This is a genomic window from Clostridium sp. CM74B_53, from assembly GCF_036318045.1.
In the GTDB taxonomy this organism is placed as follows: domain Bacteria; phylum Bacillota; class Clostridia; order Lachnospirales; family Lachnospiraceae; genus Pilosibacter.
Genome location: NZ_JAWQDE010000023.1, coordinates 21729 through 45176 on the forward strand (window position 1 = coordinate 21729; position 23448 = coordinate 45176).

Below are 23448 nucleotides of genomic sequence, written 5' to 3' on the forward strand. Positions count from 1 at the left end.
ATATTTTAATACACTTTCCCCTTCTTTTCAATGACCTTTTGCACAACCTTGACATTTTTTTCACCAAGAATCCGGTACAGGCGGCCGAGGAGATCCGGCCCTGCAAGAACTGCCCAGTTTTCGGAAAGTCTCCGCATCTTCCGCTCTTCCTTCAGATACATGATCACTCTGTCTTTTCCATCGGAATCCCGGAGTGCCGCCATGACATCATCGATATGGCTCTCGTAGAATGCCTGGTTCTCAAACTGGAGCCAGAGTTCATTCGGGATGTCCGTAAACGGGATCACTTCCTCGCAGATGAGCTTTCCGACCGGATCGTCGCCGATGGATGCCCGGCCGCGGACAAATACCTTGTTTTCCTCGGTAAATGACGGACGGTTCTTCTCGTAGATCTTTGGAAACACGAGGACTTCCACTGTGCCCACAAGATCCTCGATCGTGATGAATGCCATGAGCTGGTTTGTCTTTGTAGTCTTTACCTTTTTTGACGTGATCATTCCGCCGATGACCACATTGGAATTATCCTCCACAACGGTCTTTCCATCCTCGTCAACGACAAAATCGGAGGTTTTTGCTGTCACATTTTTCTCCCAGAGTTCCCGGTACTCTTCCATCGGATGGCCGCTGACATAGATGCCGATCGTCTCTTTTTCGAAGGCTAACAGCGTCTGCTTGTCGTACTCTCCCACGTTCGGGAATGTGATCTGGAAATTGTTCTTTTCTTCCTCCGGGGCGAGATCAAAAAAGCTAAGCTGGCCTTCCATGACCGTCTTTTTCTCCCTGGCTTTGCTCTCCAGCAGGTCGCCTGAGACGATGAGCTTCTGTTTTCTCGTTCCCGGAAGCGTATCCAGGGCACCCGATTTTATGAAGCTCTCAAGTGTTCTCTTATTGACTTCCTTGTTCGACATTCTCGACACAAAATCGTCAAGACTCTTAAAGAGTCCGCCGTTCTCACGCTCAGCAATGATCACGTCCACAACAGCGCGTCCCACACTCTTGATCGCGGAGAGTCCGTAGCGGATGCCGTTCCCCGATACGGAGAACCCGCTGTATCCCTCGTTGATATCCGGCGGCAGGATCGGAATTCCCATGTTCCGGCAGGCAAGGATATACTCGGAGACCTTCGTCGTGTTGTCCATCACGGAGGTCATGAGCGCTGCCATAAATTCCTTCGGATAGTAGAATTTCAAAAATGCCGTCTGATAAGCGACCACCGCGTAAGCTGCTGCATGGGACTTATTGAAGGCGTATTTCGCGAAGTCCGTCATGTCATCGTAGATCTGGTTCGCTGTCTTCTCATCGATGCCGTTCGCGATACAGCCCTTTACGCCCTCCTCGGCGTTTCCGTAGACGAAGTTCTGGCGCTCCTTCGCCATGACTGCCGCTTTTTTCTTCGACATGGCACGGCGCACAAGGTCACTTCGACCGAGCGTATATCCGGCCAGGTCCCTTACGATCTGCATAACCTGCTCCTGGTAGACGATACAGCCGTAGGTCGGCTTTAAGATCGGCTCCAGCTGCGGGCAGGTGTAGGTGATGGATGCCGGGTCATTTTTTCCCTTTAAATACTTCGGGATGAAATCCATTGGACCCGGACGGTAGAGGGAGATTCCGGCGATGATATCTTCCAGTGTTGTCGGCTTCAGTTCCTTCATGAAGGTCTTGAAGCCGCCGCTTTCCAGCTGGAACACGCCCTCGTTCTTTCCGGTCCCGAGAGAATCCATGACTTTTTTATCATCGTAATCGATGTGTTCCAGATCAAGTTTCACACCATAGTCTTTCTCGATCATCTTCACAGCATCCTGGATCACGGTGAGCGTGCGCAGTCCCAGGAAGTCCATCTTTAAAAGTCCCAGTTCTTCCAGCGTCGTCATTGTAAACTGGGTCACAATCGTTCCGTCGGCGCCTCGCGATAACGGGACGTACTCATCGATGGAGGTCCTTGAGATCACGACGCCAGCCGCGTGCATCGAGGTGTGGCGCGGGAGTCCTTCCAGCCGCTTACTCATATCGATGAGCTTTTTCACCTGCTCATCCGACTCATAGAGCGTCTTCAGCTCTGGATTCTTCTGCAACGCCAGATCGAGCGTGATGTTGAGTTCTGCCGGCACCATCTTCGACACCTGGTCACACAGGCTGTACGGAAGGTCCATGACACGGCCCACATCGCGGATCACACCGCGGGCCGCCAGGGTACCGAAGGTCACGATCTGAGCCACCTGGTCTTTTCCGTACTTTTCCACGACATAGTCGATGACTTCCTGACGGCGCTCGTAGCAGAAGTCCACGTCGATATCAGGCATGGAGACTCGTTCCGGGTTTAAGAAACGCTCAAAAAGGAGCTGGTAGCGGATCGGATCGATATCCGTGATCTTTAAGCAGTATGCCACGATACTTCCCGCCGCGGAACCTCGTCCCGGTCCCACCGCGATCCCGTGGGATTTCGCGAAGTTGATGAAGTCCCACACGATCAGGAAGTAGTCCACATATCCCATGCTCTTGATGGTTCCGAGTTCATAGTCGAGGCGGGCTCGGAGTGTCCCGTCATCATCCGGGTAGCGCAGTGCAAATCCTTCATCGCAGAGGTGGTTTAAATAGCCCCAGGAATCGTATCCATCCGGCACATCAAACCGCGGCAGTTTTGTGACGCCGAACTCGATCTCCACGTTGCAGCGTTCCGCGATCTTATGGGTGTTCTCGATCGCTTCCGGGGCATACGGGAAGAGCTGCCGCATCTCCTCCTCGGATTTTACATAGTACTGTCCGCCCTCGTAGCGCATACGGTTCTCATCGGAGACTTTCTTTCCCGTCTGGATGCAGAGCAGGATGTCGTGGGCCTCCCAGTCATCGGCGTTGATATAGTGGCAGTCGTTTGTCGCCACTAACGGGATGTTCAGTTCTTTTGAGAGGCGCATGATCCCCTGGTTGACCTGGCGCTGCAGCGGGATACCGTGGTCCTGGAGTTCCAGGAAATAGTTTCCCTCACCGAAGATCTCCAGGTGACGTTTTGCCGCCTCCTTCGCCTCCTCGTAAAGTCCTTTTTCCAGATATCTCGGAACTTCACCGGCCAGGCAGGCGCTCAGCGCGATGATCCCTTCGTGATACTCCCGCATGACCTCCTCATCAATCCGCGGTTTGTAGTAGAAGCCGTCCACAAAGCCTTTGGAGACGATCTTCATCAGGTTCTGGTAACCGGTATTGTTTTCCGCAAGAAGGACCAGATGGTAATACCGGTCCTCACCGTGAACGGTCTCCCGGTCAAATCTCGATCCGGGGGAGACGTACACCTCGCAGCCGATGATCGGTTTGATCCCCGCCGCGCGGGCCGCACGGTAAAAATCGATCACACCGTACATGACACCGTGATCGGTGATCGCCATGCTGTCCATGCCGAGTTCCTTCGCCCGGGCCGCCAGCTCTCCGATTTTACTGGATCCGTCCAGAAGACTGTACTCTGTATGGACGTGCAAGTGTGTAAATGCCATCTGTCTCCTCCGTTTCTTTCTCATTTATCAGAAAAAGACCGCCGCCCCGAAAGGCGGCAGTCCCGTTGTTTGAATATATTTTTTTACGGACTTATTCCTTAGTTATTACTCAGATATTTTTCAATATCGTTTACTGCTTTTTCTTCGTCCACTCCGTCCGCTGTCACGATCACCTGCTCGCCGACCGGAAGATCAAGGGTCATCATGCCCATAATGCTCTTCGCATTGATCTTTTTGTTATCGCTCTGGACGTAGATCGTGCTCTCGTAGCTGCTCGCAAGCTGTACTAACATTGCGATCGGACGAGCCTCCAGACCAGAAGCAAGTTCAATGGTTACCGTACGTTTTGTCATAATAATCCTCCTCAATTGCACAAAAGAATGGAAGTAACCAATTTCCATTCAGCTATCTGTCCCCTGGTCCCGCAATTTTTCCGCCATCTCACCAAGCTTTCTCAGGCGGTGATTGACACCGGATTTTCCAACCGGCGGTTCCAGGTCTTCGCCCAGTTCCTTCAGTGTCGCCTCAGGTTTCAGAAGTCTTGCCCGCGCGATCTGCGCAAGACCATCCGGGAGACTTTCAAATCCCACCGTGTCGCGGATAAATTCGATATCCTCGATCTGTTTCACGGCAGCAGACACTGTCTTGTTAATATTTGCCGTCTCGCAGTTGACCTGGCGGTTTACATTTCCGCGCATTTCTTTTAAAATGCGGATGTTCTCCAGCTCCATCAGTGACAGATGGGCTTCCATCACATTCAGGATATCTACGATCTGGCTTCCCTCTTTAATATATACCACATAGTAGCGTTTGCGGATGACAATTTTTGCATCGATATCAAACGTCGCCATAATGGACTGGATCTGGCGCGCTTTGGGCTCTGTCGCGCAGACGATCTCAAAATGGTAAAACTTCTCCGGATCACTGATCGATCCTGATGCGAGAAAAGCGCCGCGCAAAAATGCCCTGCGGCAGCAGGGGTTCTGGACGACCACATTTCCCACCACAGAAAGATTCTCCCCAATCTCCCCGTCTTCCGATAGAAGTTTTGTGGCTTTCAATACACGGAGCGCGTCCTCATGCTGTTTGACACAGACTGAATAGATCCTGTTTTTCCCAAGATGCGCGTTCCTCCGTATAGAAATGTCAGTTTCTATATTAAATGTTTTTCTCAATAATGTAAAGCACTTTCTGGCAACCGTCACATTTTCTGTATGGATCTTGATGCTGTAATGATCGTCTCCGGAGATCTGGATCCGACCGCAAAGACTTAAGATCGCTGCGATCTCAGCGATCTGGCAGTGCCTTGCTGCGCTCATATGCCTGGAAAGTTCTTCCTTGATCCTGGAAGAGAAAGACATGACTACTTTCCTCCATCCTTCCCCGCGTCTCTGTGTTCCAGCCGGATCTCATACCGCCCGGACTCCGTCAGACGCTTAAATACTTCTCCTGCGATCGTCACCGAACGATGACGTCCGCCGGTGCACCCGATCGCGATCACAAGCTGCGTTTTTCCTTCCTGTTCATACTTCGGGATCACAAATTCCAGAAGGTCATTCAGTTTCTTCAGGAATTCTTCCCCGGTGCCGCCCTGCATCACATAGTCCTGCACCGCTTTTTCTGTTCCCGTGTGAAACCGCAGTTCTTCCACATAGTAAGGATTCGGGAGGAACCGCACATCAAACACGAGGTCCGCGTCCGCCGGGATCCCGTATTTGAAGCCGAAGCTCAGGACCGTGATAAACATGCTGCTGTGTCCGTCGTTTCCCCGGTAAAGATTCTCCAGCTCATGGCGCAGCTCCTTTGTCAGAAGTCTGCTGGTGTCGATGACCTGGTCGGCCTCTTTTTTCAGGAAAGCGAGTTTTTCCCGCTCCAGCTCGATCCCTTTTTCCACGCGCCCCGTCCTTGAGAGCGGATGGCTCCGTCTCGTCTCCTTAAAACGCTTGATCAGGACTTCATCGGAGGAGTCCAGAAACAGGATCGAGAACGGATATTTGTTCTCTCTCCATTTCCGGATGATCGTCTCAAGATACGGCAGTTCCTCACCGCTGCGCACGTCTACCCCTAGGGCGATATCCTGTTTTTCGCTCTGTCCGTTCATGACCAGCTCCGCAAATTTTTCGATCAGAAGGACCGGCAGGTTGTCGGCACAGTAAAATCCCATGTCTTCCAGTGTTTTTAATGCCGTTGTCTTTCCGGCTCCCGACATTCCGGTCACGATTACAAGTCTCAACGAGATCTTCCTCCCTGTATTCTTAGAAAGCTGCTGTACACAGAATCTGCGAACGCAACTATATCCCGCAGGATTTTCCATTCGGAAAACTCCTGCCCGTAAACTCTCCTAGAAATCCCCTAATAATTTTACTTCCATCTCCAGATCCACGCCGGAATTTTCCTTCACCCGTCGTTTCACCTCATTGCAGAGTTCCAGGATATCCGCCGCCGTTCCATGATCCTTATTGATCACGAAACCTGCGTGTTTTTCGGAAACTGCTGCGCCTCCGACAGAAAATCCCTTCAATCCGGCATCCTCGATCAGCTTTCCGGCAAAATATCCCTCCGGGCGCTTAAAGGTGCTTCCGGCACTCGGATACTCTAACGGCTGTTTTTCTTTTCGCTTTGCCGCGAGTTCTTCCATCTTCGCCCGGATCGCGTCCGGATCCCCCGTTGTCAGGCTAAACGCTGCGCGCACTGCGAAGAGACCACGGCGCTCCAGCGCACTCGTTCTGTATCCGAGCTCCAGCTCCTCATTCTTCAGCCGCTTTACCGTCCCGTACCGGTCCATCACGTCCGCCCACAAGAGCACGTTCTTCATCTCGGAACCATATGCACCCGCGTTCATCATGACTGCGCCGCCGACGGTCCCGGGAATGCCCGCCGCAAATTCCAGACCGGTAAGCTTCTCTCTCGCCGCCGTGTTCGCAAGCTTTGAGAGCATCACACCGGCTCCGGCGATGATACTGTTTTCGTTTTTCTGAACTTCCAGCTCCGTAAGCCGCTCCGTGCTGATGATCGTGCCTCGAAAGCCTTTATCTCCCACGAGGAGATTGCTCCCGTTTCCGACCATGTACCACGGCTTTCCGGACGCTTTACAGTCCAGAACTGCCTCGCGGAGTTCTCCCTCTGATTCCGGAATCATGAACCGGTCTGCCGGGCCGCCGACGCGGAACGATGTGTGCCGCGCCATCGGCTCATTTGTTCTGATTTCCATGAATGTTTCTCCTTCTTATATAATTCCACCTGCACTTTTATCCAGCGCAGGCTGTGGATCATTCGCTGCGTTTCGCGATGTTCGCCTGCACGCGGTTGTAGAGTTCCTGGGCCGCATTGTATCCCATCTTTTTCTGACGGTAATTGACCGCCGCGGACTCTACGATGACTGCCAGGTTACGTCCCGGACGGACCGGAATGTTGTGGCAGATCACTTTATTTCCAAGGAATTCCGTGTACTGGTCTTCAAGACCGAGGCGGTCATATTCCTTATTCTTATCCCACTCTTCGAGTTTGATGACCATGTCGATGGACTGGGTGTCCTTGACGCTCTCGACGCCAAACAGGGTCTTTACATCGATGATGCCGATCCCGCGCACCTCGATCAGGTATCTTGTGATATCCGGGGCAGAGCCGACAAGTGTCTCGTCGCTGACCTTGCGGATCTCCACCACGTCGTCGCTGACGAGACGGTGACCTCGTTTGATCAGCTCCAGAGCCGCCTCACTCTTACCGATCCCGCTCTCACCTGTGATCAGGACGCCTTCGCCGAATACATCGACAAGAACTCCGTGGATACTGATGCACGGAGCAAGCTTTGCCTTTAACCAGCGGATGACCTCCGCCATCGTGTCGGATGTCGGTTTCGAGGAGAGAAGGCATGGAACACCGTAGTGGCTGCAGAGTTCTGTAACCTCCGGCTCCGGAATCTGATTTCTGCAAAATACGAGGCACGGGATCTTGCTGGAGATCAGCTTGTCATACATCGCAATCCTGCGCTCTCTGGAAAGTCCGGAGAGATATGCGATCTCCACATTTCCGATCATCTGCACGCGCTCGTTGTCAAAATGCGCGTAAAATCCGGTGAGCTGAAGCGCCGGACGATTGACATCCGGGTGGGAAACGACGATCTTTTCGGAATCCAGCTCCGGTGTCAGGTTTTTGAAATCCATTTTTTCTATTAATTCGGCTATGGTAACTCCGTACATGATGAAGTTCTCCTTTCTGTATCTGTCTGCTGACATACATAACCTGCGATTGTTCTTTTTGTTCCTGTTTTAACTCCAAACCGGCAGTCCCGCAGAGTCTGACAGCTTCGCATCGTGCTGACTTTGAACACTTCTCTTCAGTCTTTTTCTCTCTGCGCACAGTTATCTTCATCCTATCATATCACGGGCAGAATGTCACGAAATTGTTACTTCTCACGGGTAGGAATTTTCTGAACTGAAAATTCCGTATGATACAGTTTTGGGGGCACGAAATTTTCATCTACTCTGAGATCTGAGGCATACGGTCTTTTTCACGGAAATACGTATACACACTCTCCGCCGCGCGCTTATTCATTCCCTCTGTACTCTCAAGTTCCTCCAGGGAGGCGTCCCGCACCGCTTCCAGTGACTTAAATCTCCGCATCAGCGCCTTTCTTCTCGCCGGACCGATCCCTTCAATATCATCCAGGATCGAATGGACCTGCGCTTTGCTTCGCAGACTCCTGTGATATTCGATCGCAAACCGATGGGCCTCATCCTGGATCCTCGTCACAAGCTTGAATCCCTCGGAATGGCGGTCGATCGGGATCTCCACATTATTATAGTAGAGACCTCTCGTCCGGTGGTTGTCGTCCTTTACCATGCCGCAGACCGGGATATCGAGCCGCAGCTCATCGAGGACCTTCAGTGCGATATTCACCTGTCCGCGTCCGCCGTCCATGAGGATCAGATCCGGGAATCTCGTAAAGCTTCCGAATCTTCCGTCCAGTGCTTCCTCTCCGTCTTCCCGGTTCTTCCTTTCTTCTTCCAGCTCCTCCATCCCGTGGGTAAACCGGCGCGTCAGGACCTCCTCCATGGACGCGTAATCGTTCGGGCCCTGGACCGTCCTGATCTTAAATTTCCGGTAGTCATTCCTCTTCGGTCTTCCATCCTCAAACACCACCATGGAGCCGACCGACTCAAACCCGCTGATGTTGGAGATATCGTAGGCCTCCATCCGGCGGACTTTTCCAAGTCCCAGCCACTCGCCCACCTGGTTCATGGCGCCGATGGTCCGGAGCTCCTCCCGCTTGATCTTATCTTTATCCTGATCGAGCACAAGCTTCGCGTTCTTCTCCGCAAGCTCCACCAGGCGCTCTTTCTGCCCTTTTTTCGGGACCAGGAATTTTACCGCCTGCCCGCGGCGCTTCGTGAGCCATTCCGCGATCAGGTCCATCTCCGGGAACTTTTCCTGAACCCAGATCTCTCTCGGGATAAACGGAGTTCCCGCGTAGAACTGCTTTACGAAGCTTCCGATGATCTGGTAATTATTGTCCGCCGTGGACGCGGAGACACGGAAATGTTCCCGTCCGATCATCTTTCCGTCGCGGACAAAGAATACCTGGACCACCGCATCCGCCTCATCCCGCGCCATGGCGATCACATCGCGGTCCTCCATGCTCTGGCTCGTGATCTTCTGCTTCTGGGCGACCTGCTTCACACTGTTTAAGAGTTCCCGGTACTCGATGGCCTGCTCATACTCCATCGCATCGGAGGATGCCATCATTTTCTCCTCCAGCATCGTCAAGACCGGCGTATATTTTCCGTCCAGGAACTCGATGACCTCGGAGACGGACTTTTTATATTCTGCCTCGGAGATATAGCCCTGGCAGGGTGCCGAGCACTGTTTAATGTGGTAATTCAGACACGGGCGGTCCTTTCCGATATCTTTCGGAAGGTTCCTGCTGCATGTCCGGATCTTCCAGAGCTTGTGGATCAGATCGATCGTGTCCTTTACCGCCCCGGCGCTGGTGTACGGTCCGAAATACCGGCATTTGTCCTTCTTCATCGTTCTGGAGAACAGGACTCTCGGGAACGGCTCGTCCGTCGTGACCTTGATATAAGGATACGTCTTGTCATCCTTTAACATCGTATTATAACGAGGTCTGTGTTCCTTGATCAGGTTGCACTCCAGAACGAGTGCCTCCAGCTCCGAATCTGTGATGATGTACTCAAACCGGGCGATCCTCGAGACCATCTTTTCGATCTTCGCAGTCTTGTTGCGGCTGCTCTGGAAATACTGGCGCACACGGTTCTTTAAGCTGATCGCTTTTCCTACATATATGATCTCATCGTGCTTATCATGCATGAGATAAACTCCCGGCGATGCTGGGAGTTTTTTCAGCTCTTCTTCTATATTAAAGGTCGGGCGCTCATAAGAATTTTCCTTTTCTGTCAACGCAATCTCTCCCCGTCAAACTTTCTGATCATCGCCAGGTGGCGCTTGATGAACATGATCTGAGACAAGCTATCATCACAGCCAGCCGGCGGATTGATGTCCAGGACCAGACAGATGTCATCGAGTTCCTTCCGGGTCGCATGCGCGGAAAGCTTCGTCAGACATTCCAGCATCCGGTCGTAATTCTTCTCGTCCATCGCATCAAAGAAGTCCAGAAGATCCTGGCTGACCGTCGGTTCTTCCTCCGGCGCCTGTCCGGCTGTCATCTGCACGTTCCTGCTTTCGCTGGCCGCTGCTGACTGTTTCGCTGCCGGATTTTTTGCGTCCTGATCAATGGTTTTCGCATCATTTTTTTCCGGCTGGGCATTTTCAGGAGCTGATTTCGTTCCGGACTGACCTGCATCTTTCGGTTTCACGAGACGTACTCTCTCAAACCTGTATTTCTGGGCCGCATCCGGGTATTTCTCCCGGTCGACCTCCTCTAAAAACATCGATAACGGGCGCACCCACACCTTGAAATCCCCGTACAGAGCCTGGTAGACGACCATCTCCTCCCCGGTCTCCGAGTGGGTTGCGACCGCAATGATCTGGTATAACTTATTTTTAAAGTGCCGGTAGAATTCTCCCGGCACTGGTGTTTTACGAATCTGTTCCATTTTTTGTTCTCCATTCTGCCGGGTCCGGCCGCCCCTTTCAAGACGGTGTCTCCTTTGGCATAAGGTTCTATGACTTTACTCTCTGCTCTGTCAGGCCGACAGGCGTTTTTCAGACGCCGGCCGGTCCAGACATAAAGTTCTGTGACTATATTTTTCGATTTCTGCTGTATGTTGCAGAATTTTCAGTTTAGGAAATTTCTGCCCGCGTACAATAACATACTTTTCTATTGCTGCGCGGTTTCTGCCGCGGACTCAGCCTCAGAAGTCCCGTCTGCATCTTCACCCGCTGTCTCGCCTTCTTCAGAAGTTTCTGTCGAAACTTCCGCCGCAGCCGCGCTGCTTCCGTCCGCAGAAAGTCCCTCTAAGTGGTATTTATTCGCAGCGCTCCACAGCATCCATTCCTCATATCCGGCATCCTGCACGGCGCGGACTTCCTCTGCGACCTCAGCGGCCCCGTAGGTGATATAATTGCCCTCTCCGAGGTATGTCGCCGTAAAGTCCTGAAGCCACGGGCGCACAATCGCCTGGCGGCTCTCATGGTTATCGGCTCTCGACGCGTCGAGCAGGACTTTTCCGGACTTCTGGAGCGCTCCGAAGATCGTCTTATAAGGTTCCATGTCCGGATGCTCCAGCCCGAAGTTTCCGGAGCTGTAGTGGGACGGATAGATCATCGGACAGATATAATCAAGGATCTTCGCCATCTCCGTATAATCCTGGCCGACAGCGCTGGAATCCACTCCGCTCCCGATGATCGTGCCGAACACATCTGCCGACACGAAAAGTCCCTGGGATGCGAGATTTTCATATAAATAATTGGCACACTCCAGGATCGTATCCGTCTTGGAACGTCCCCGGATCACCGCATCATCGTAGACGACCTGTCCGGCCGATGCCTCATTCGGGAATCTCAGATAATCGAACTGGACCTCATCAAAGCCAAGTTCCTTCGCCTCATTCCCAACTTCCAGAAGATAATCCCAGACTTCGTGGCGGTACGGATCCACCCAGGCCATCCCCTGGCGATCCCGGTACAGACTTCCGTCCGGCAGTGTCAAACTCCACTCCGGCTTCTTCTCCGCAAGGTAAGAATCCCGGAAAGCCGCAACTCTCGCGATCACATAGAGATCCCGTTCCTTCAGGCTTTCGATCAGGCTTTTCATATCACGGACGTAAGGAATGCTGGCACCGATCTCATTCACGGTCGCAGCGCTCACCGGGCATGTGATCCTCCCCTGGTCCTCCTTAAAGTCGATGACCACCGCGTTGATCCCAGCCGCCAGGGCGCCGTCCAGAACTCCGTTTAAGACTTCCTCATTTCCGGCCACAGGACCTGTGATGTAGATGCCGCGGACTTTCTTCGCCTCACGCCCGGGAAGCGCCGGGTTCGAGGAATCCACGATCCGCACGGAGATTGTTTTGTTCTTATCTTCTCCGGCATCCTCGATCACCAGGACACCGCTGGTCTCCTGCGCACGCTCCGCTTCCGGTGTTGTCTCTGCCGCCTCTGTCTCCTCCGCTGCCGGTCTTCCGCATGCTGATAACAGCAGGATCCCCGCCATGGAGAACGCAAATAGCATTTTTTTCATATTTGTCCTTCCTGTTCTTCTCCCATAGTTATCATCATCATAGCATAAGTATATGGATTTTGGAAAGAAAAATTAAAAAACTACTGTTCAAAATGATGTTTTTGGTGGATAATAGATAGACGGGTACAATAAAACAATATGAAACCGATCCAGACGTCCACCCCATGACGGCTTTGTCCGCCCGGATGTCTTTCAGGATGCCCTGAACCGGATCTTTTCATTTATCATGATTAAGAGGAGAAGAGAACAAATGATTAAGCAGGGTTTCGACAACGATAAATACCTCGCCATGCAGTCTGACCATATCCGTGAGAGAATCAGCAAATTCGGCGATAAATTATATCTGGAGTTCGGCGGCAAGCTGTATGATGATTACCATGCATCCCGCGTGCTTCCGGGTTTTGAACCGGACAGCAAACTCCGCATGCTGATGCAGCTCGCTGACCAGGCGGAGATCGTCATCGCGATCAACGCCGCTGATATCACAAAGAACAAAGTGCGCTACGATCTGGGCATTACATACGACCTCGACGTGCTGCGCCTGATCCGAGTATTCACCGACCGCGGACTCTATGTCAGCAGCGTCGTGATCACCCGCTACGTTGACACACCGGCGATCCAGCAGTTCAAACACAAACTGGAAAAGCTCGGTCTTAAGGTTTACCGCCACTACGAGATTGACGGCTACCCGAGCAATATCCCGCTCATCGTCAGCGATGAAGGTTACGGAAAGAACGATTATGTCGAGACAACACGTCCGCTCGTCGTTGTCACAGCTCCGGGACCGGGAAGCGGAAAGATGGCAACCTGCCTTTCCCAGCTCTACCATGAAAACAAACGCGGCGTAAAGGCCGGATACGCAAAATTCGAGACTTTCCCGATCTGGAATCTCCCGTTAAAGCATCCGGTAAACTTAGCTTACGAGGCCGCTACCGCTGACTTAAACGACGTAAACATGATCGATCCGTTCCATCTGGAAGCTTACGGAAAGACTACCGTCAACTACAACCGTGACGTTGAGATCTATCCGGTGCTGAGCGCGATCTTTGAAGGGATCTTCGGCGAATGCCCGTACAAGTCCCCGACCGATATGGGGGTCAACATGGCCGGACTCTGCATCTTTGATGATGATGCGTGCCGGGAAGCTTCCTGCCAGGAGATCATCCGCCGCTACTACCAGGCGCTTGAAAAAGTCGTAAAAGACGATTCCTGCCAGAACGAAGCATACAAGATCGAGCTCATCATGAAGCAGGCAAAGATCTCCCCGAATGACCGCCCGGTTGTTCCGGCTGCCATCGAACTTGCGAAGAAAACCGGCGCTCCGGCAGCTGCAATGGAGCTTCCGAACGGAAAGATCGTTCTCGGAAAGACAAAGGAACTCCTCGGTGCTTCCGCAGCTGTTCTCTTAAACGCTGTGAAAGAACTCGGCGGGATCGACCACTCCATCGACCTGATCTCCCCGGAGTCCATCGCTCCGATCCAGGAGTTAAAGGTCCGCTATCTCGGCAGCGTCAACCCGAGACTGCACACTGACGAGGTGCTGATCGCACTCTCCACCTGTGCCGCTACTGATGACAACGCCCGGATCGCGTTAGAGCAGCTCCCGAAACTCCGCGGCTGCCAGGTCCACACGACCGTTATGCTCTCCAATGTTGATAAAAATATCTTTAAGAAACTCGGCATCGATGTTACATGCGAGCCGGTTCAGGAAGATAAGAAGATCGGGTAAAAGAATTACATTCCAATGATAAATCCATTGTTCCGGGGGACGAGCATCCGCACAGACCATTTATCACATTCATAAATTACATCTGAGATGCGCTTGCAGCTACTCCCACAAAAAGCTTATCTGGCTGAGACAAAATCCGCCATTCTGCCATGAAATTAGTTTTCATGACGGAATGACGGATTTTTTACTCTTTTTCCTTACTTCGCAGCCTGGCACTTCTCGTACGCAAACAATGCCGCACCGAGTGCTCCGCAGAGCTGCGCCTCATCGCAGATATAGAGTTTCGCGCCGAGTTTCTCCTCCAGCGCCTCAACGATTCCCTGGTTCTGCGCAACGCCGCCGGTCATCATGTACTCGCCAGGATTGTTCTGTCCGAGGCGGGCCGCCAGCGCGCCGACCTTGGAAGCAACGGACACATTCAGACCGTGAATGATATCTGCCACATCTTTATTCTGTGCCACGAGCGATACGACCTCCGACTCTGCGAACACGGTACACATACTGGAGATCACCACATTGTTCTTCCATTTCAGACCTCTCGTGCTCATCTCCTCCAGGGAAAGTCCCAGTGTTCTCGCCATCATCTCCAGGAAACGTCCCGTTCCGGCCGCACATTTATCGTTCATCAGGAAGTTCTTGACCGCGCCGTTCTCATCGATGCTGATCGCCTTGATGTCCTGTCCGCCGATGTCGATGACAGTGCGGACATTCGGATTCAGATAATGGGCGCCTTTCGCATGGCAGGTGATCTCCGTGATGCTGTCGTCACCACTGTCGATGTAGGCACGTCCGTATCCTGTCGTATCAATGCGGACGATCTCTTCCTTTTTAATTCCCGCTTTCTCCACGGCCAGCTCCAGGCTCTTCTCCGCGCTCATGGTCGCTCCGCCGCCGGTCGGGATGATCATCGTGGACTTGATCTTTCCGTCCTGATCCAGGATCACAACATCGGTACTTGTGGATCCGCTGTCAATTCCCGCTACATAATAAACTCCTGATGCCATCTTCTCTCTTGCCTCCTCGCTGATTCCTTTTCCCGGGTCCATGTCCTCCGAACCTTCGATCGTCTCCGAGAATGCCTGGATCCTCGTCAGAAGCTGTCCGGCACTCTGGCTCGTAAAGTCCGTCTCGATCTTCAAAAGCGGGACTTTGATGTTTTTCTTGATGCTCGCGTACTCAAATCCATAGTAATCGCAGAATTTGATCGTGTGATAAATGATCCCCTTTAAATTCGGGTCCAGATAGAGAGCTGTTCTCCTTGAACTCTGGTTCATGCGGAAGCACGGCATCTGCCCCAAAAGTCCGTCCGCATAGGCGAGGAACATCGCGTCCTCATCCATCTTTTCCAGTTCCTCCAGAGTCACTGTCAACCGTCTTCCTCCGGTACAGGTGAGGTTATCCACATCCATCCGGATGTTTTCCCGGATCATGTCTTCCAGGACACCGCTGACACGCACGCCGAGAACACCGATATATGGTTTCGTCTCTGTGCGAAGTTTCGCGAAAGAATGGAAAAATGCAGCTTTATCAAATGTTTTCCCGGAATACTTCTCATACGCCTCTTTCAGGCGGCGGATCGCTGCCGCAAACTTTTCCTTCTCGCACTCATTGTCGTCATGCGGGAGATCCAGCATATACAGAAATTTGCATTTTCCTGTGCTCGCAGCGATATCGTACACGCGGCGCATGGAGTCACAGCAGTTCACCATGACAAGCTCATCCGCTTTTCCCTGCAGAACTGCCTGGATCACGGATTTTCCGAATCCGCAGAGATTTGCATGGGCGATCTGGTCCGACATCTCGAAGTTCTCCGGCATCTCCTCCAGGACCGCGCATGTTTCCCCGAAGCCCGCAAACAGCTCGATCGGGGTGTATTTACAGACATAATGTATCATGAAATTTTCTCCTTTTTGTAATCAATTCGTTTTTACAAGTCAAAGGATGTTCGCAATCCTCTTTCGCAGCTTGCTTCATTTCGTCAAATATTTTTTATCTGGAATCGATTACTCACTTTTCGCCTTCTCCAGCATTTCAATGAATGCCTGAAGTCTCGTTGAAACCTGACCGTCGCTGGTGTTGGCCGGATTGCATCCGTCCCCGTCGAGGATCATGGTCGGCAGTCCGTCTTTCTCCAGGGAGCTCTTGATCAGGCTCGACGCGCCGATCGTTCCCTTGCATCCCCAATGGGCAAACAGGATCGCGCCGTCCACATCCGTCTCCTTTGCGAGGTTCTTTGCGGCCTCGATCCTCTGGTTCACATTCCCGTTATAGATGCAGTTTACCATCTTCTCCGCCATCGCCTCGTACGGATCCTCATGATGCATCTCCTGGAATCCATCGGCGATGAAATCGCAGGCGCGGATGTGCATCTTCTGATTGTAGTTGAATACTTCCTTCACCGGCTCCTGCAAAAACGGCATGATGTGCATCCAGAGAACATGGAGTCCTTCGCCCTTCGGGGCTTTCTTCACATCCTCAAGGAGAAGTTTCGTGTATTTCACTGCCTCTTCCGATCCAGCCATCAGATGGCACATGAAGAGTGCATACAATTCATTCGTCAGGGATGTGACAGGATCGTGGTCCTTTCTCAGGGCAAGCTGCGCCCGATAGTTTTCAGATGCCTTCCTGCTGTTCGCGACCGCCTTTGCGACTGCTTCCTCCGTGATCTTCTTTCCTGTCACTTCCTCCAGGAATTCCTTCAGCTTTCTCAGCTGGTCCGCAACATATTTTACGGAGTCCTCATTTTTCTCATACGGAACATCGATATAAAAGCCCTCGCATCCGAAGTTATCTTTCAGATACGGAAATGTCATCATGTTGCCGTCACACGCAAGGTTCGTGTAGACCGTGCATTTCGGTTTCGGGAGAAGTCCGCTGAGCGCCGCTCCGAGGAACACCCTGTGGTAGGAGCACATGGTCTCGGGGAATCCCTCTTCCTCCGTTCTTCTCAAAAATGCCTGCTCACATTTCGTTCCGGCGATAAAGCAGGACAGCGCCTCCACCGAGTACGGGGTAAGGCCTGCTGCCGCCACGAGCTCGCCCGGGACAAAAATGCTGACCATCGCCGCCTGCTCCGGTTTTGCAAGCGCTTCAATGATGTTCTTCATAACGATCTTCGCCACATACTGTCCGGATTCCGGCAGTGCGCGGTCCGGGAAAAGCTGCAGCTTTTTCTCCTGCATGCGGTAACCGGTGAGGAGAAGTCGCCGTGCTTTCTCCGGATCCTTCATGGCCTCTGTTCCCACGATATTTCCGAATTTGTCTACGATATTCATTGTAGTTCACTTCCTTTGATGTCTTGTTGTGCGGGTCCTGAATCTTACCCGCTGTCTTTTATCTGATGAACTGCATTTTGCAGAACATTCATAATCCGCTCACTTTGCGTAACTGTTACCATTTTGTTAATAAAAATGGCTGCTTATTCATGTTTTATCGAGGCTGGGAACTCAGGGATCCGGCATCTGTAAACCGATATCGGATCCCCGGATTTTGAGCCCTGATATTTTATTATAGTCATTTTTTTCGAAAAGTAAAGATTTTCGAACGATTGGGGACTGCGTGAAGTCCATGTAGCAGGATTTTCAGAAAAAGGATTGATTTTTTTCAGTGATATACTTAGAATAAAAAGCGAAGCTGTTTCGGTTCCTCTGTGTGGAACGCGAGGCAGCTATATTCATGTGAAAAAGAATTTTATTTTTACCTTCAGGAGAACCTCATTATGAATCAGAAAACAAAATATACACTCCACACCTGCCTCGGCGCAGCCTTCGCAGCACTGCTCATCAACCCGTTGGCCTCCTATGCAGGAACATGGTCCAATCAGGGAGGACCGAACCAGTGGAAATACGATCTCGGAGACGGCTCTTACGCCGCAGACGGCTGGTACTGGATCGATTCCGACCAGGACGGCATGGAAGAATGCTACTACTTTGATAAAAAAGGCCAGCTGCTGGCCGGAACAAGAACTCCGGACGGCTTCCAGGTCGATTCCGATGGCCGCTGGACTGTAAACGGCATGGTGAAACAGCGGGAGACTCCGCCGGAGGACCTTACGACCGGGATTCATGAGACGGCTGACGGTCTGATCTACCGGAATGAGAGCGGTGAGCTCACGAAAAATGGCTGGCAGAATGCAAACAACAACTGGTACTACTTTGATTCCGACGGATATGCCGTCAAGGGCTGGCAGTATATCAATGGATACAAATTTTATTTTGACGAAACTTCCTGCTCACTGATCCAGGATCTTGAAGGAATTCTCGCCGCACCGTCCTTCCGGATCACTGTTGACCGTTCCCGCTGCCAGGTTACCGTATATGCACCGGATGGAGACAACGGTTACATTATCCCGTACCGCACCTTTATCTGCTCCCCGGGAAAATCGAGCACTCCGACTCCGGTCGGAACCTTTAAACTCACGAACAAGTACCGCTGGCATGCTCTGGTAGAATCCACTTACGGACAGTACTGCTCAAGACTCGGAAATACCAGCATTCTTTTCCACAGCGTTCCTGGAAAGACCACCAGCATCTATAATATTCCGGCAGAGGAATACAACAAACTCGGGGAACCTGCCTCCCACGGCTGCATCCGCATGACCGTAGCTGACTGCAAATGGATCTACGATCACTGCGCATCCGGAACAGTCGTCACCGTTGGCGACAACCTCGCCGCCCCGTTTGAGCGCCCGGCGGCAGAAAAGATCCCGGCTGAGCAGAACTGGGATCCGACGGATCCGGAGGTTGAGAAGTGAGTGAGGGAAAACAAGAACCTGGCAGCCGCCAGGTTCTTATTTTTTCATGCGTTTATATGAGAATTCCATTGCAGTGGTCGATCTCATGCTGAATGATCTGCGCTGTCCATTCGGAATATTTTCCATGCCTCTTGACGAAATTCTGGTCCAGATAATCCACCTCGATCTCCTGGTACCTCGTGCATGGTCTCACACCGCTCAGCGAAAGACATCCCTCTTCCGTCTCATACGGTCCACTCTTCTTCGTGATCACCGGATTGATCATTGCAAACTGAAACGGTCCCACTGCCACAACAATAATATTCTTCTTCACCCCGATCATATTCGCCGCCATCCCGACACACCGGTCCAGATTCGCCCGCAGGGTGTCTAGAAGGTCTGTCACCACCTGCTTATCGGCTTCGGTCGCGTCCACAGACTTCTGCCTGAGGAACATGGGGTCATGAATGATCTTTTTTACCATATGTTTTTCCTTCCTTATTACGATTCACGATTAGCTGTTCCGCAGAGTCTGATCTACATACACACAGCTGGCTACACTATACCATCCTTTATCGTTTTCCATATCGAGTACACCATTCTGCCTCTCATCGAGTTACAGTACATGGTCACTCCTTTCCCATGCACCACAACAGGATTTTGCAGATGAAAACCCGTGTGAACCTCACATGGCTAAAGTCACGTGCTTCTCAGCCGCTTTAAGCGGCAAGACTAAATATCGGCGGATACGCCAGTAACTTAGAATTGGTGCGGATACGCACTTTTTCCATGCCGGATACGGCTGGTTTCCACATTACAGGTAGTCCGCTGGATATCTGCCTGTGTTTATGCCGCTTTTAAGTTATTTACTTCTACATAAAGCTTTCTTAAATCTGCATAAACACAGGAGGTTCTACGCTTCACTGCTGGTACTTTTGCCTCCAGTGAAGACCTTTCCGTTTCCGGCAAGGGTTTTAAAAGTTCCCGTATAAAATATCTCGCTCCGATATTATAGGCTGCTGACAGATCGCAGTTATACTGTTTTCCTGTCCGAAAGGTACAAAGGCTATGGTTCTCCGGGTTTCTTACTACCGCTCCGCTTCCGTCACAGGCCAGCCTGCTGGTGTTTTGGGCACTGACTCTGGACACACGAATCCCATTCCGGTGTGCTTGATGTTCACACAGCTTCTGAATATCCCGCTTTCTCCATAAATGAAGCTTTTGCTTCTTTTTTCCGGATATTTTCCCCTGCATTTCCAAATGCTCAAACACAATTACGTCTACCCGATACTCTGCAGCATATTTCGTGATCTCCGCAGCTATTTTGCGGGACAGCTCCATATTCAGCCTTTTGGCATAATCCCATCGGCTTTTGACCTGTCCGGAGGAATGTTCTCTCTGAAAACGGCGGATCCTGCCAAGCACATGATACAAATGGTCTTTATCACTGGGGAAATTTATAAATTTACGTCCCAGGATCGTGCCATCTGCACTCATGATGCTGCAGACTGCATCCGTATTGATCCCTAGATCAACGCTGCATATCACCTGCTCTTTTACCTCTGTTTTTGATAAGCTTACTTCCTCTGTGTATGAAAACCGAAGGAAATATTTATGATGTTTCTTTTCCAAAGTAGGGGCAGATGCCTTTTTACCACTCCATTTTTTTCGCAGATATTCCATATCGTTATGAAGTAATTTTACCTGAAACCACTTCCACTCACGCCCATCAAACAACTTTAAATGTGCCACATCTTCTCTCGGTTCTGCTTCCTTATACATGACATCCCGATAAAATACCGGCATCGCATGATTCTCACAGACCAGCTTCGGCTTTCCCCTCAGTTCTCCCTTTTCCCACAAACTAAGGCGTGTTTGATAGGAGGACACCGCTCCGAGGGCATGTTGGATCGCTGATCTTCTCAGATAGGAGGGCATCTTAGGAAAGTGACGATCAAACAGAAATCTGGCATGATTCTTTTTTGTTTCATGCACCAGATGTTCCGCTTCATTAAAGCGTTTTTGCGGATTCCTGATTTCTGAAAGTTCTTCCCAGGTTTCTGCATACACCGGAATCAGATAGGAAACTGCTTTCCGGAAAATATCCAGCGTAGAGCGGAGCGGTATATTCTTTTTATTAATTTCTACTCCATAGCTGGATACAATTTGCATAAAGTTCCCTACTTTCTTTTTTCCTTCTCTTTTTGTCCCTCAATATATGCCATTACCTGATCCCTGCTTCGGTCACTTACGGTAACTGCACAATAGGATGGATTCCACAAATGTCCTCCCCAAAGCTCCTGTTTTAGTTCAGGATGCGAAAGAAACAACTGACGTGCCAGATTCCCCTTCATAATCTTTATCATATCTGATATAAAGAATTGCGGTTTACAATCCAGAAGTAAATGAATATGATCCGGCATAACCTCCATTGCCAGAATCTTAAATTTGTATTCCTTCGCAAGCTCATACAGCATCCTTTTACATTCTGCATCTATCCCATTCTTCAGAACCTGTTTTCGATATTTCGTGCACCAGACAAGATGGTACTGTAAAGAATACACATATCCTCTACCATATGAAAGTGCATTTCCCGTAATAGTAAATATATCTTTTTCCATGTTTTAATTATATCATATGTTTCTATATACAGCAAACACTAGTTCTGTTTTTTACAAGAAGATTTGGCACACCTAACTCATCACTAAAGTAACTAGAATGCGGTGTGCCGTTTTTCAATAACTAATCCAAAAACTTTAATAATCCCTCACACCCGGCTGTCACATCCCGCCAGGTATCATCAAAATTCCCGGTATACCACGGATCCGCCACATCCGGCACCTTATCCGGGTTCCGCTTTCCCGCTTTAAGCTCTTTCCAGCCATCTCCGGCAAATTCCAGCATCTTATAGATCTTCTTCTCCGGATCACCGCCCGCGATCTGTGTTATATTCCTGATATTCGCCTGATCCATCCCGATCAGATAATCGAATTTCCGGTAATCCTCCCTTTCCATACATCTCGCAGTCTTCCCCGCGCAGGAGATGCCTGCCGCCGCCAGCTTCTTTCGCGTTCCGGGATGTACCGGGTTTCCGGTCTCCTCATAGGAGGTCGCCGCGGATTCGATATAAAATTCAGCGGAAAGGTTGTGTTTTGCCACGAGGTCTTTAAAGTAGAACTCGGCGAGTGGGCTTCGGCAGATGTTGCCGAGGCAAATAAAAAGTATTTTTATCATCTTTTTATATCTCCATTTAAGTCTTGTATTTCTTCTCAAACACTTGATATTTCAGGGTTTTCCGACTTTTGAATTTTCCTTTCTTTTTAAGGTATCTTCTCAAATCTTCTCGTATTTTCTTATGTTTTTCCCTGCAATCTTGGTAAATCCGTTGGTAAAGCAAGCGTCCTTACCAACGGGCTTTTTTAACTATTCGCTATCCGATATACTTCTTCCTTTGCATCATCAAAATTTACATGGGTGTAAGTGTTCAAGGTTACACTGATGTCTGCGTGACCCATGATATACTGCAAGGTTTTTGGATTCATCCCGGATTTTGCCATATTAGAGCAAAAGGTGTGCCTGCATACATGAGGGGTAACTTTCGGCATCTGGATACGGTAAATTTTATTGTATTTCTGAATGATATGCTCCAGATACTTCTCCCAATGAAGGGCAACCATCGGCATATCGTTTTTATCCAGAAACAAAAATCCGGCATATCCTTCCACCATCGGCTCAACCTTTGGCGTCTTTCGGTTGGCAATGATTCTGCGAAAACACGCTGCAACAGCTTCTGTCATCGGTACATATCGAATACCTTTGTCTGTTTTCGGTTCTTCGATCACATACTGCATCTGTGCAGTACGCTGTAGCTGATGGTCTACCTTGATACGCATTTCTCCATACTCAATTTCTGAAACTGTCAGCCCACAGAACTCTGAGATACGAAGCCCTGTGTGAAAAAGAATATAGATTGCATCATAGTATCTGCTGAAATGCTTATCTTCCTGAATAAACTTCAGCAAATCTCTCTGCTGCTTTCGGGTAATCGCTTCTCTAGTAACAGAATCATTGACAATGACAGATGCAAGCTCAAATTCAAATGGATTTTTACGAAGCAGGTCATCATCGACTGCCATCTGAAATGCCGGTCTTAGAACTCCCCGGATAGAATGAATGGAACTGTATCCCCGTCCATCAATCTGCTGGAGCTTAATCAACCATGCCTTTGCATCTGACAAACGCACCTTATCAATTCGCAGATTCCCAAAACTCTCTTTTTTCAGCATATTGATGACCGTTTTATATCCGGCAACCGTATTGTGACGAACTCCTGTTTTCAATGAAACATATTTTTCTACCAGTTCCAAAACAGTATAGTTGCCGCCGTTTGTTACGATACGGTCAAACAAATCCGCTTCAATCTGTTTTGCTTTCTCACGCAGGGAAGGCTCCCGCTTCTTCCCTTTTGGCATTGGGTCATTCTTGTCCAAACGCCAACTGTATACATTTTTCTCTTTTCCGTCCTCATCAATATAGCGGAACCGATACCTCCCATCTTTACGCTGGTACTCGCCCTCTCGCAAAATCCGATTACGGTTATCTCGTCTTTTCTCACTCATCGTGAACTCTCCTTTCAAAAAAGAGAGCCAGACTTGCGCTCTTATCATAGCACAAATCCAGCTCTCCGCATAGTTATATCATGTGAAATCGGTAAATCCCTAAAATGAAAATTTAAATTCCACTTCTCCAAAGGGCATGCGGACGAAAAGTTGGACTGTGTAATGCCTGACATGTTATGAGGTACACACAAGAACAAATATCGACAGCACTTGTATTACTAAAA

The 23448-nt window shown here is 50.4% G+C and carries 18 protein-coding genes; 2 read left to right on the plus strand and 16 right to left on the minus strand.

The features are described 5' to 3' along the window. Positions 1-5: 5 nt before the first annotated feature. The 9 genes from V2546_RS14690 to V2546_RS14730 form a co-directional block, all read right to left on the minus strand. Positions 6-3485: a DNA polymerase III subunit alpha gene (locus tag V2546_RS14690; RefSeq protein WP_329752711.1), complete on the minus strand. Its 3480-nt coding sequence runs from the start codon at positions 3483-3485 to the stop codon at positions 6-8. A 98-nt stretch (positions 3486-3583) separates the two neighbouring features. Then, positions 3584-3838: an HPr family phosphocarrier protein gene (locus tag V2546_RS14695; protein ID WP_118298943.1), complete on the minus strand. Its 255-nt coding sequence runs from the start codon at positions 3836-3838 to the stop codon at positions 3584-3586. A 48-nt stretch (positions 3839-3886) separates the two neighbouring features. Beyond that, positions 3887-4846, minus strand: a complete 960-nt coding sequence (whiA, locus tag V2546_RS14700) for a DNA-binding protein WhiA (RefSeq protein ID WP_118298942.1) — start codon at positions 4844-4846, stop codon at positions 3887-3889. Between the two features lie 2 nt (positions 4847-4848). After that, positions 4849-5718: an RNase adapter RapZ gene (gene rapZ, locus V2546_RS14705; protein ID WP_118298941.1), complete on the minus strand. Its 870-nt coding sequence runs from the start codon at positions 5716-5718 to the stop codon at positions 4849-4851. Positions 5719-5826: 108 nt separating this feature from the next. Further along, positions 5827-6696 (minus strand): UDP-N-acetylmuramate dehydrogenase, encoded by an 870-nt coding sequence (gene murB, locus V2546_RS14710; protein ID WP_329752712.1) that lies wholly within the window; start codon positions 6694-6696, stop codon positions 5827-5829. 58 nt (positions 6697-6754) lie between these two features. Beyond that, positions 6755-7684: an HPr(Ser) kinase/phosphatase gene (hprK, locus tag V2546_RS14715; protein WP_118532421.1), complete on the minus strand. Its 930-nt coding sequence runs from the start codon at positions 7682-7684 to the stop codon at positions 6755-6757. Between the two features lie 280 nt (positions 7685-7964). Then, positions 7965-9902: an excinuclease ABC subunit UvrC gene (uvrC, locus tag V2546_RS14720; protein WP_118532314.1), complete on the minus strand. Its 1938-nt coding sequence runs from the start codon at positions 9900-9902 to the stop codon at positions 7965-7967. Continuing rightward, the gene (locus V2546_RS14725; protein ID WP_243022328.1) at positions 9899-10558 is read right to left on the minus strand and encodes a DUF1653 domain-containing protein; all 660 of its coding nucleotides are present in this window, start codon (positions 10556-10558) and stop codon (positions 9899-9901) included. The genes uvrC and V2546_RS14725 overlap by 4 nt, the downstream gene beginning before the upstream one ends. A gap of 224 nt (positions 10559-10782) precedes the next feature. Beyond that, the gene (locus tag V2546_RS14730) at positions 10783-12144 is read right to left on the minus strand and encodes a putative glycoside hydrolase (RefSeq protein WP_329752713.1); all 1362 of its coding nucleotides are present in this window, start codon (positions 12142-12144) and stop codon (positions 10783-10785) included. 250 nt (positions 12145-12394) lie between these two features. Between V2546_RS14730 and V2546_RS14735 the strand changes: the two genes are divergently transcribed. Beyond that, positions 12395-13873, plus strand: a complete 1479-nt coding sequence (locus V2546_RS14735) for a DUF1846 domain-containing protein (RefSeq protein ID WP_252197570.1) — start codon at positions 12395-12397, stop codon at positions 13871-13873. Between the two features lie 197 nt (positions 13874-14070). Here V2546_RS14735 and V2546_RS14740 read toward each other — a convergent pair whose 3' ends face one another. Both V2546_RS14740 and V2546_RS14745 read right to left on the minus strand, forming a co-directional pair. Beyond that, positions 14071-15768, minus strand: a complete 1698-nt coding sequence (locus V2546_RS14740) for an acyl-CoA dehydratase activase (protein WP_329752714.1) — start codon at positions 15766-15768, stop codon at positions 14071-14073. Between the two features lie 108 nt (positions 15769-15876). Continuing rightward, positions 15877-17148: a 2-hydroxyacyl-CoA dehydratase family protein gene (locus tag V2546_RS14745; RefSeq protein ID WP_329752715.1), complete on the minus strand. Its 1272-nt coding sequence runs from the start codon at positions 17146-17148 to the stop codon at positions 15877-15879. Between the two features lie 443 nt (positions 17149-17591). On the opposite strand from V2546_RS14745, the gene V2546_RS14750 reads away from it, so the two are divergent. Further along, on the plus strand, positions 17592-18626 hold the full coding sequence (locus V2546_RS14750) for a L,D-transpeptidase family protein (RefSeq protein ID WP_329752716.1): 1035 nt from the start codon (positions 17592-17594) through the stop codon (positions 18624-18626). 52 nt (positions 18627-18678) lie between these two features. Here the strand turns inward: V2546_RS14750 and V2546_RS14755 are convergent, their stop codons facing one another. From V2546_RS14755 to V2546_RS14775, 5 genes are all read right to left on the minus strand, one after another. Beyond that, positions 18679-19089, minus strand: a complete 411-nt coding sequence (locus V2546_RS14755; RefSeq protein ID WP_118298932.1) for a peptide deformylase — start codon at positions 19087-19089, stop codon at positions 18679-18681. Positions 19090-19451: 362 nt separating this feature from the next. Then, positions 19452-20411, minus strand: a complete 960-nt coding sequence (locus V2546_RS14760; protein ID WP_329752717.1) for a transposase — start codon at positions 20409-20411, stop codon at positions 19452-19454. Positions 20412-20785: 374 nt separating this feature from the next. Beyond that, positions 20786-21226: an IS200/IS605 family transposase gene (gene tnpA, locus V2546_RS14765; RefSeq protein ID WP_329752718.1), complete on the minus strand. Its 441-nt coding sequence runs from the start codon at positions 21224-21226 to the stop codon at positions 20786-20788. A 121-nt stretch (positions 21227-21347) separates the two neighbouring features. Beyond that, positions 21348-21839, minus strand: a complete 492-nt coding sequence (locus tag V2546_RS14770; protein ID WP_329752720.1) for a low molecular weight protein-tyrosine-phosphatase — start codon at positions 21837-21839, stop codon at positions 21348-21350. Positions 21840-22024: 185 nt separating this feature from the next. Next, positions 22025-23224 (minus strand): site-specific integrase, encoded by a 1200-nt coding sequence (locus tag V2546_RS14775; RefSeq protein WP_329752721.1) that lies wholly within the window; start codon positions 23222-23224, stop codon positions 22025-22027. Between the last annotated feature and the right edge of the window lie 224 nt (positions 23225-23448).

Excerpts from the sequence above, each read along its gene's own strand:
- V2546_RS14750 (WP_329752716.1), top strand. The coding sequence starts at position 17,592 with ATGAATCAGAAAACAAAATATACACTCCACACCTGCCTCGGCGCAGCC.
- V2546_RS14740 (WP_329752714.1), bottom strand. The coding sequence starts at position 15,768 with ATGATACATTATGTCTGTAAATACACCCCGATCGAGCTGTTTGCGGGC.
- whiA (WP_118298942.1), bottom strand. The coding sequence starts at position 4,846 with ATGTCTTTCTCTTCCAGGATCAAGGAAGAACTTTCCAGGCATATGAGC.
- V2546_RS14690 (WP_329752711.1), bottom strand. The coding sequence starts at position 3,485 with ATGGCATTTACACACTTGCACGTCCATACAGAGTACAGTCTTCTGGAC.
- V2546_RS14735 (WP_252197570.1), top strand. The coding sequence starts at position 12,395 with ATGATTAAGCAGGGTTTCGACAACGATAAATACCTCGCCATGCAGTCT.
- V2546_RS14760 (WP_329752717.1), bottom strand. The coding sequence starts at position 20,411 with ATGCCGGTATTTTATCGGGATGTCATGTATAAGGAAGCAGAACCGAGA.
- V2546_RS14775 (WP_329752721.1), bottom strand. The coding sequence starts at position 23,224 with ATGAGTGAGAAAAGACGAGATAACCGTAATCGGATTTTGCGAGAGGGC.
- murB (WP_329752712.1), bottom strand. The coding sequence starts at position 6,696 with ATGGAAATCAGAACAAATGAGCCGATGGCGCGGCACACATCGTTCCGC.
- V2546_RS14755 (WP_118298932.1), bottom strand. The coding sequence starts at position 19,089 with ATGGTAAAAAAGATCATTCATGACCCCATGTTCCTCAGGCAGAAGTCT.
- V2546_RS14725 (WP_243022328.1), bottom strand. The coding sequence starts at position 10,558 with ATGGAACAGATTCGTAAAACACCAGTGCCGGGAGAATTCTACCGGCAC.
- hprK (WP_118532421.1), bottom strand. The coding sequence starts at position 7,684 with ATGTACGGAGTTACCATAGCCGAATTAATAGAAAAAATGGATTTCAAA.
- V2546_RS14770 (WP_329752720.1), bottom strand. The coding sequence starts at position 21,839 with ATGATAAAAATACTTTTTATTTGCCTCGGCAACATCTGCCGAAGCCCA.
- V2546_RS14695 (WP_118298943.1), bottom strand. The coding sequence starts at position 3,838 with ATGACAAAACGTACGGTAACCATTGAACTTGCTTCTGGTCTGGAGGCT.
- V2546_RS14730 (WP_329752713.1), bottom strand. The coding sequence starts at position 12,144 with ATGAAAAAAATGCTATTTGCGTTCTCCATGGCGGGGATCCTGCTGTTA.
- tnpA (WP_329752718.1), bottom strand. The coding sequence starts at position 21,226 with ATGGAAAAAGATATATTTACTATTACGGGAAATGCACTTTCATATGGT.
- V2546_RS14745 (WP_329752715.1), bottom strand. The coding sequence starts at position 17,148 with ATGAATATCGTAGACAAATTCGGAAATATCGTGGGAACAGAGGCCATG.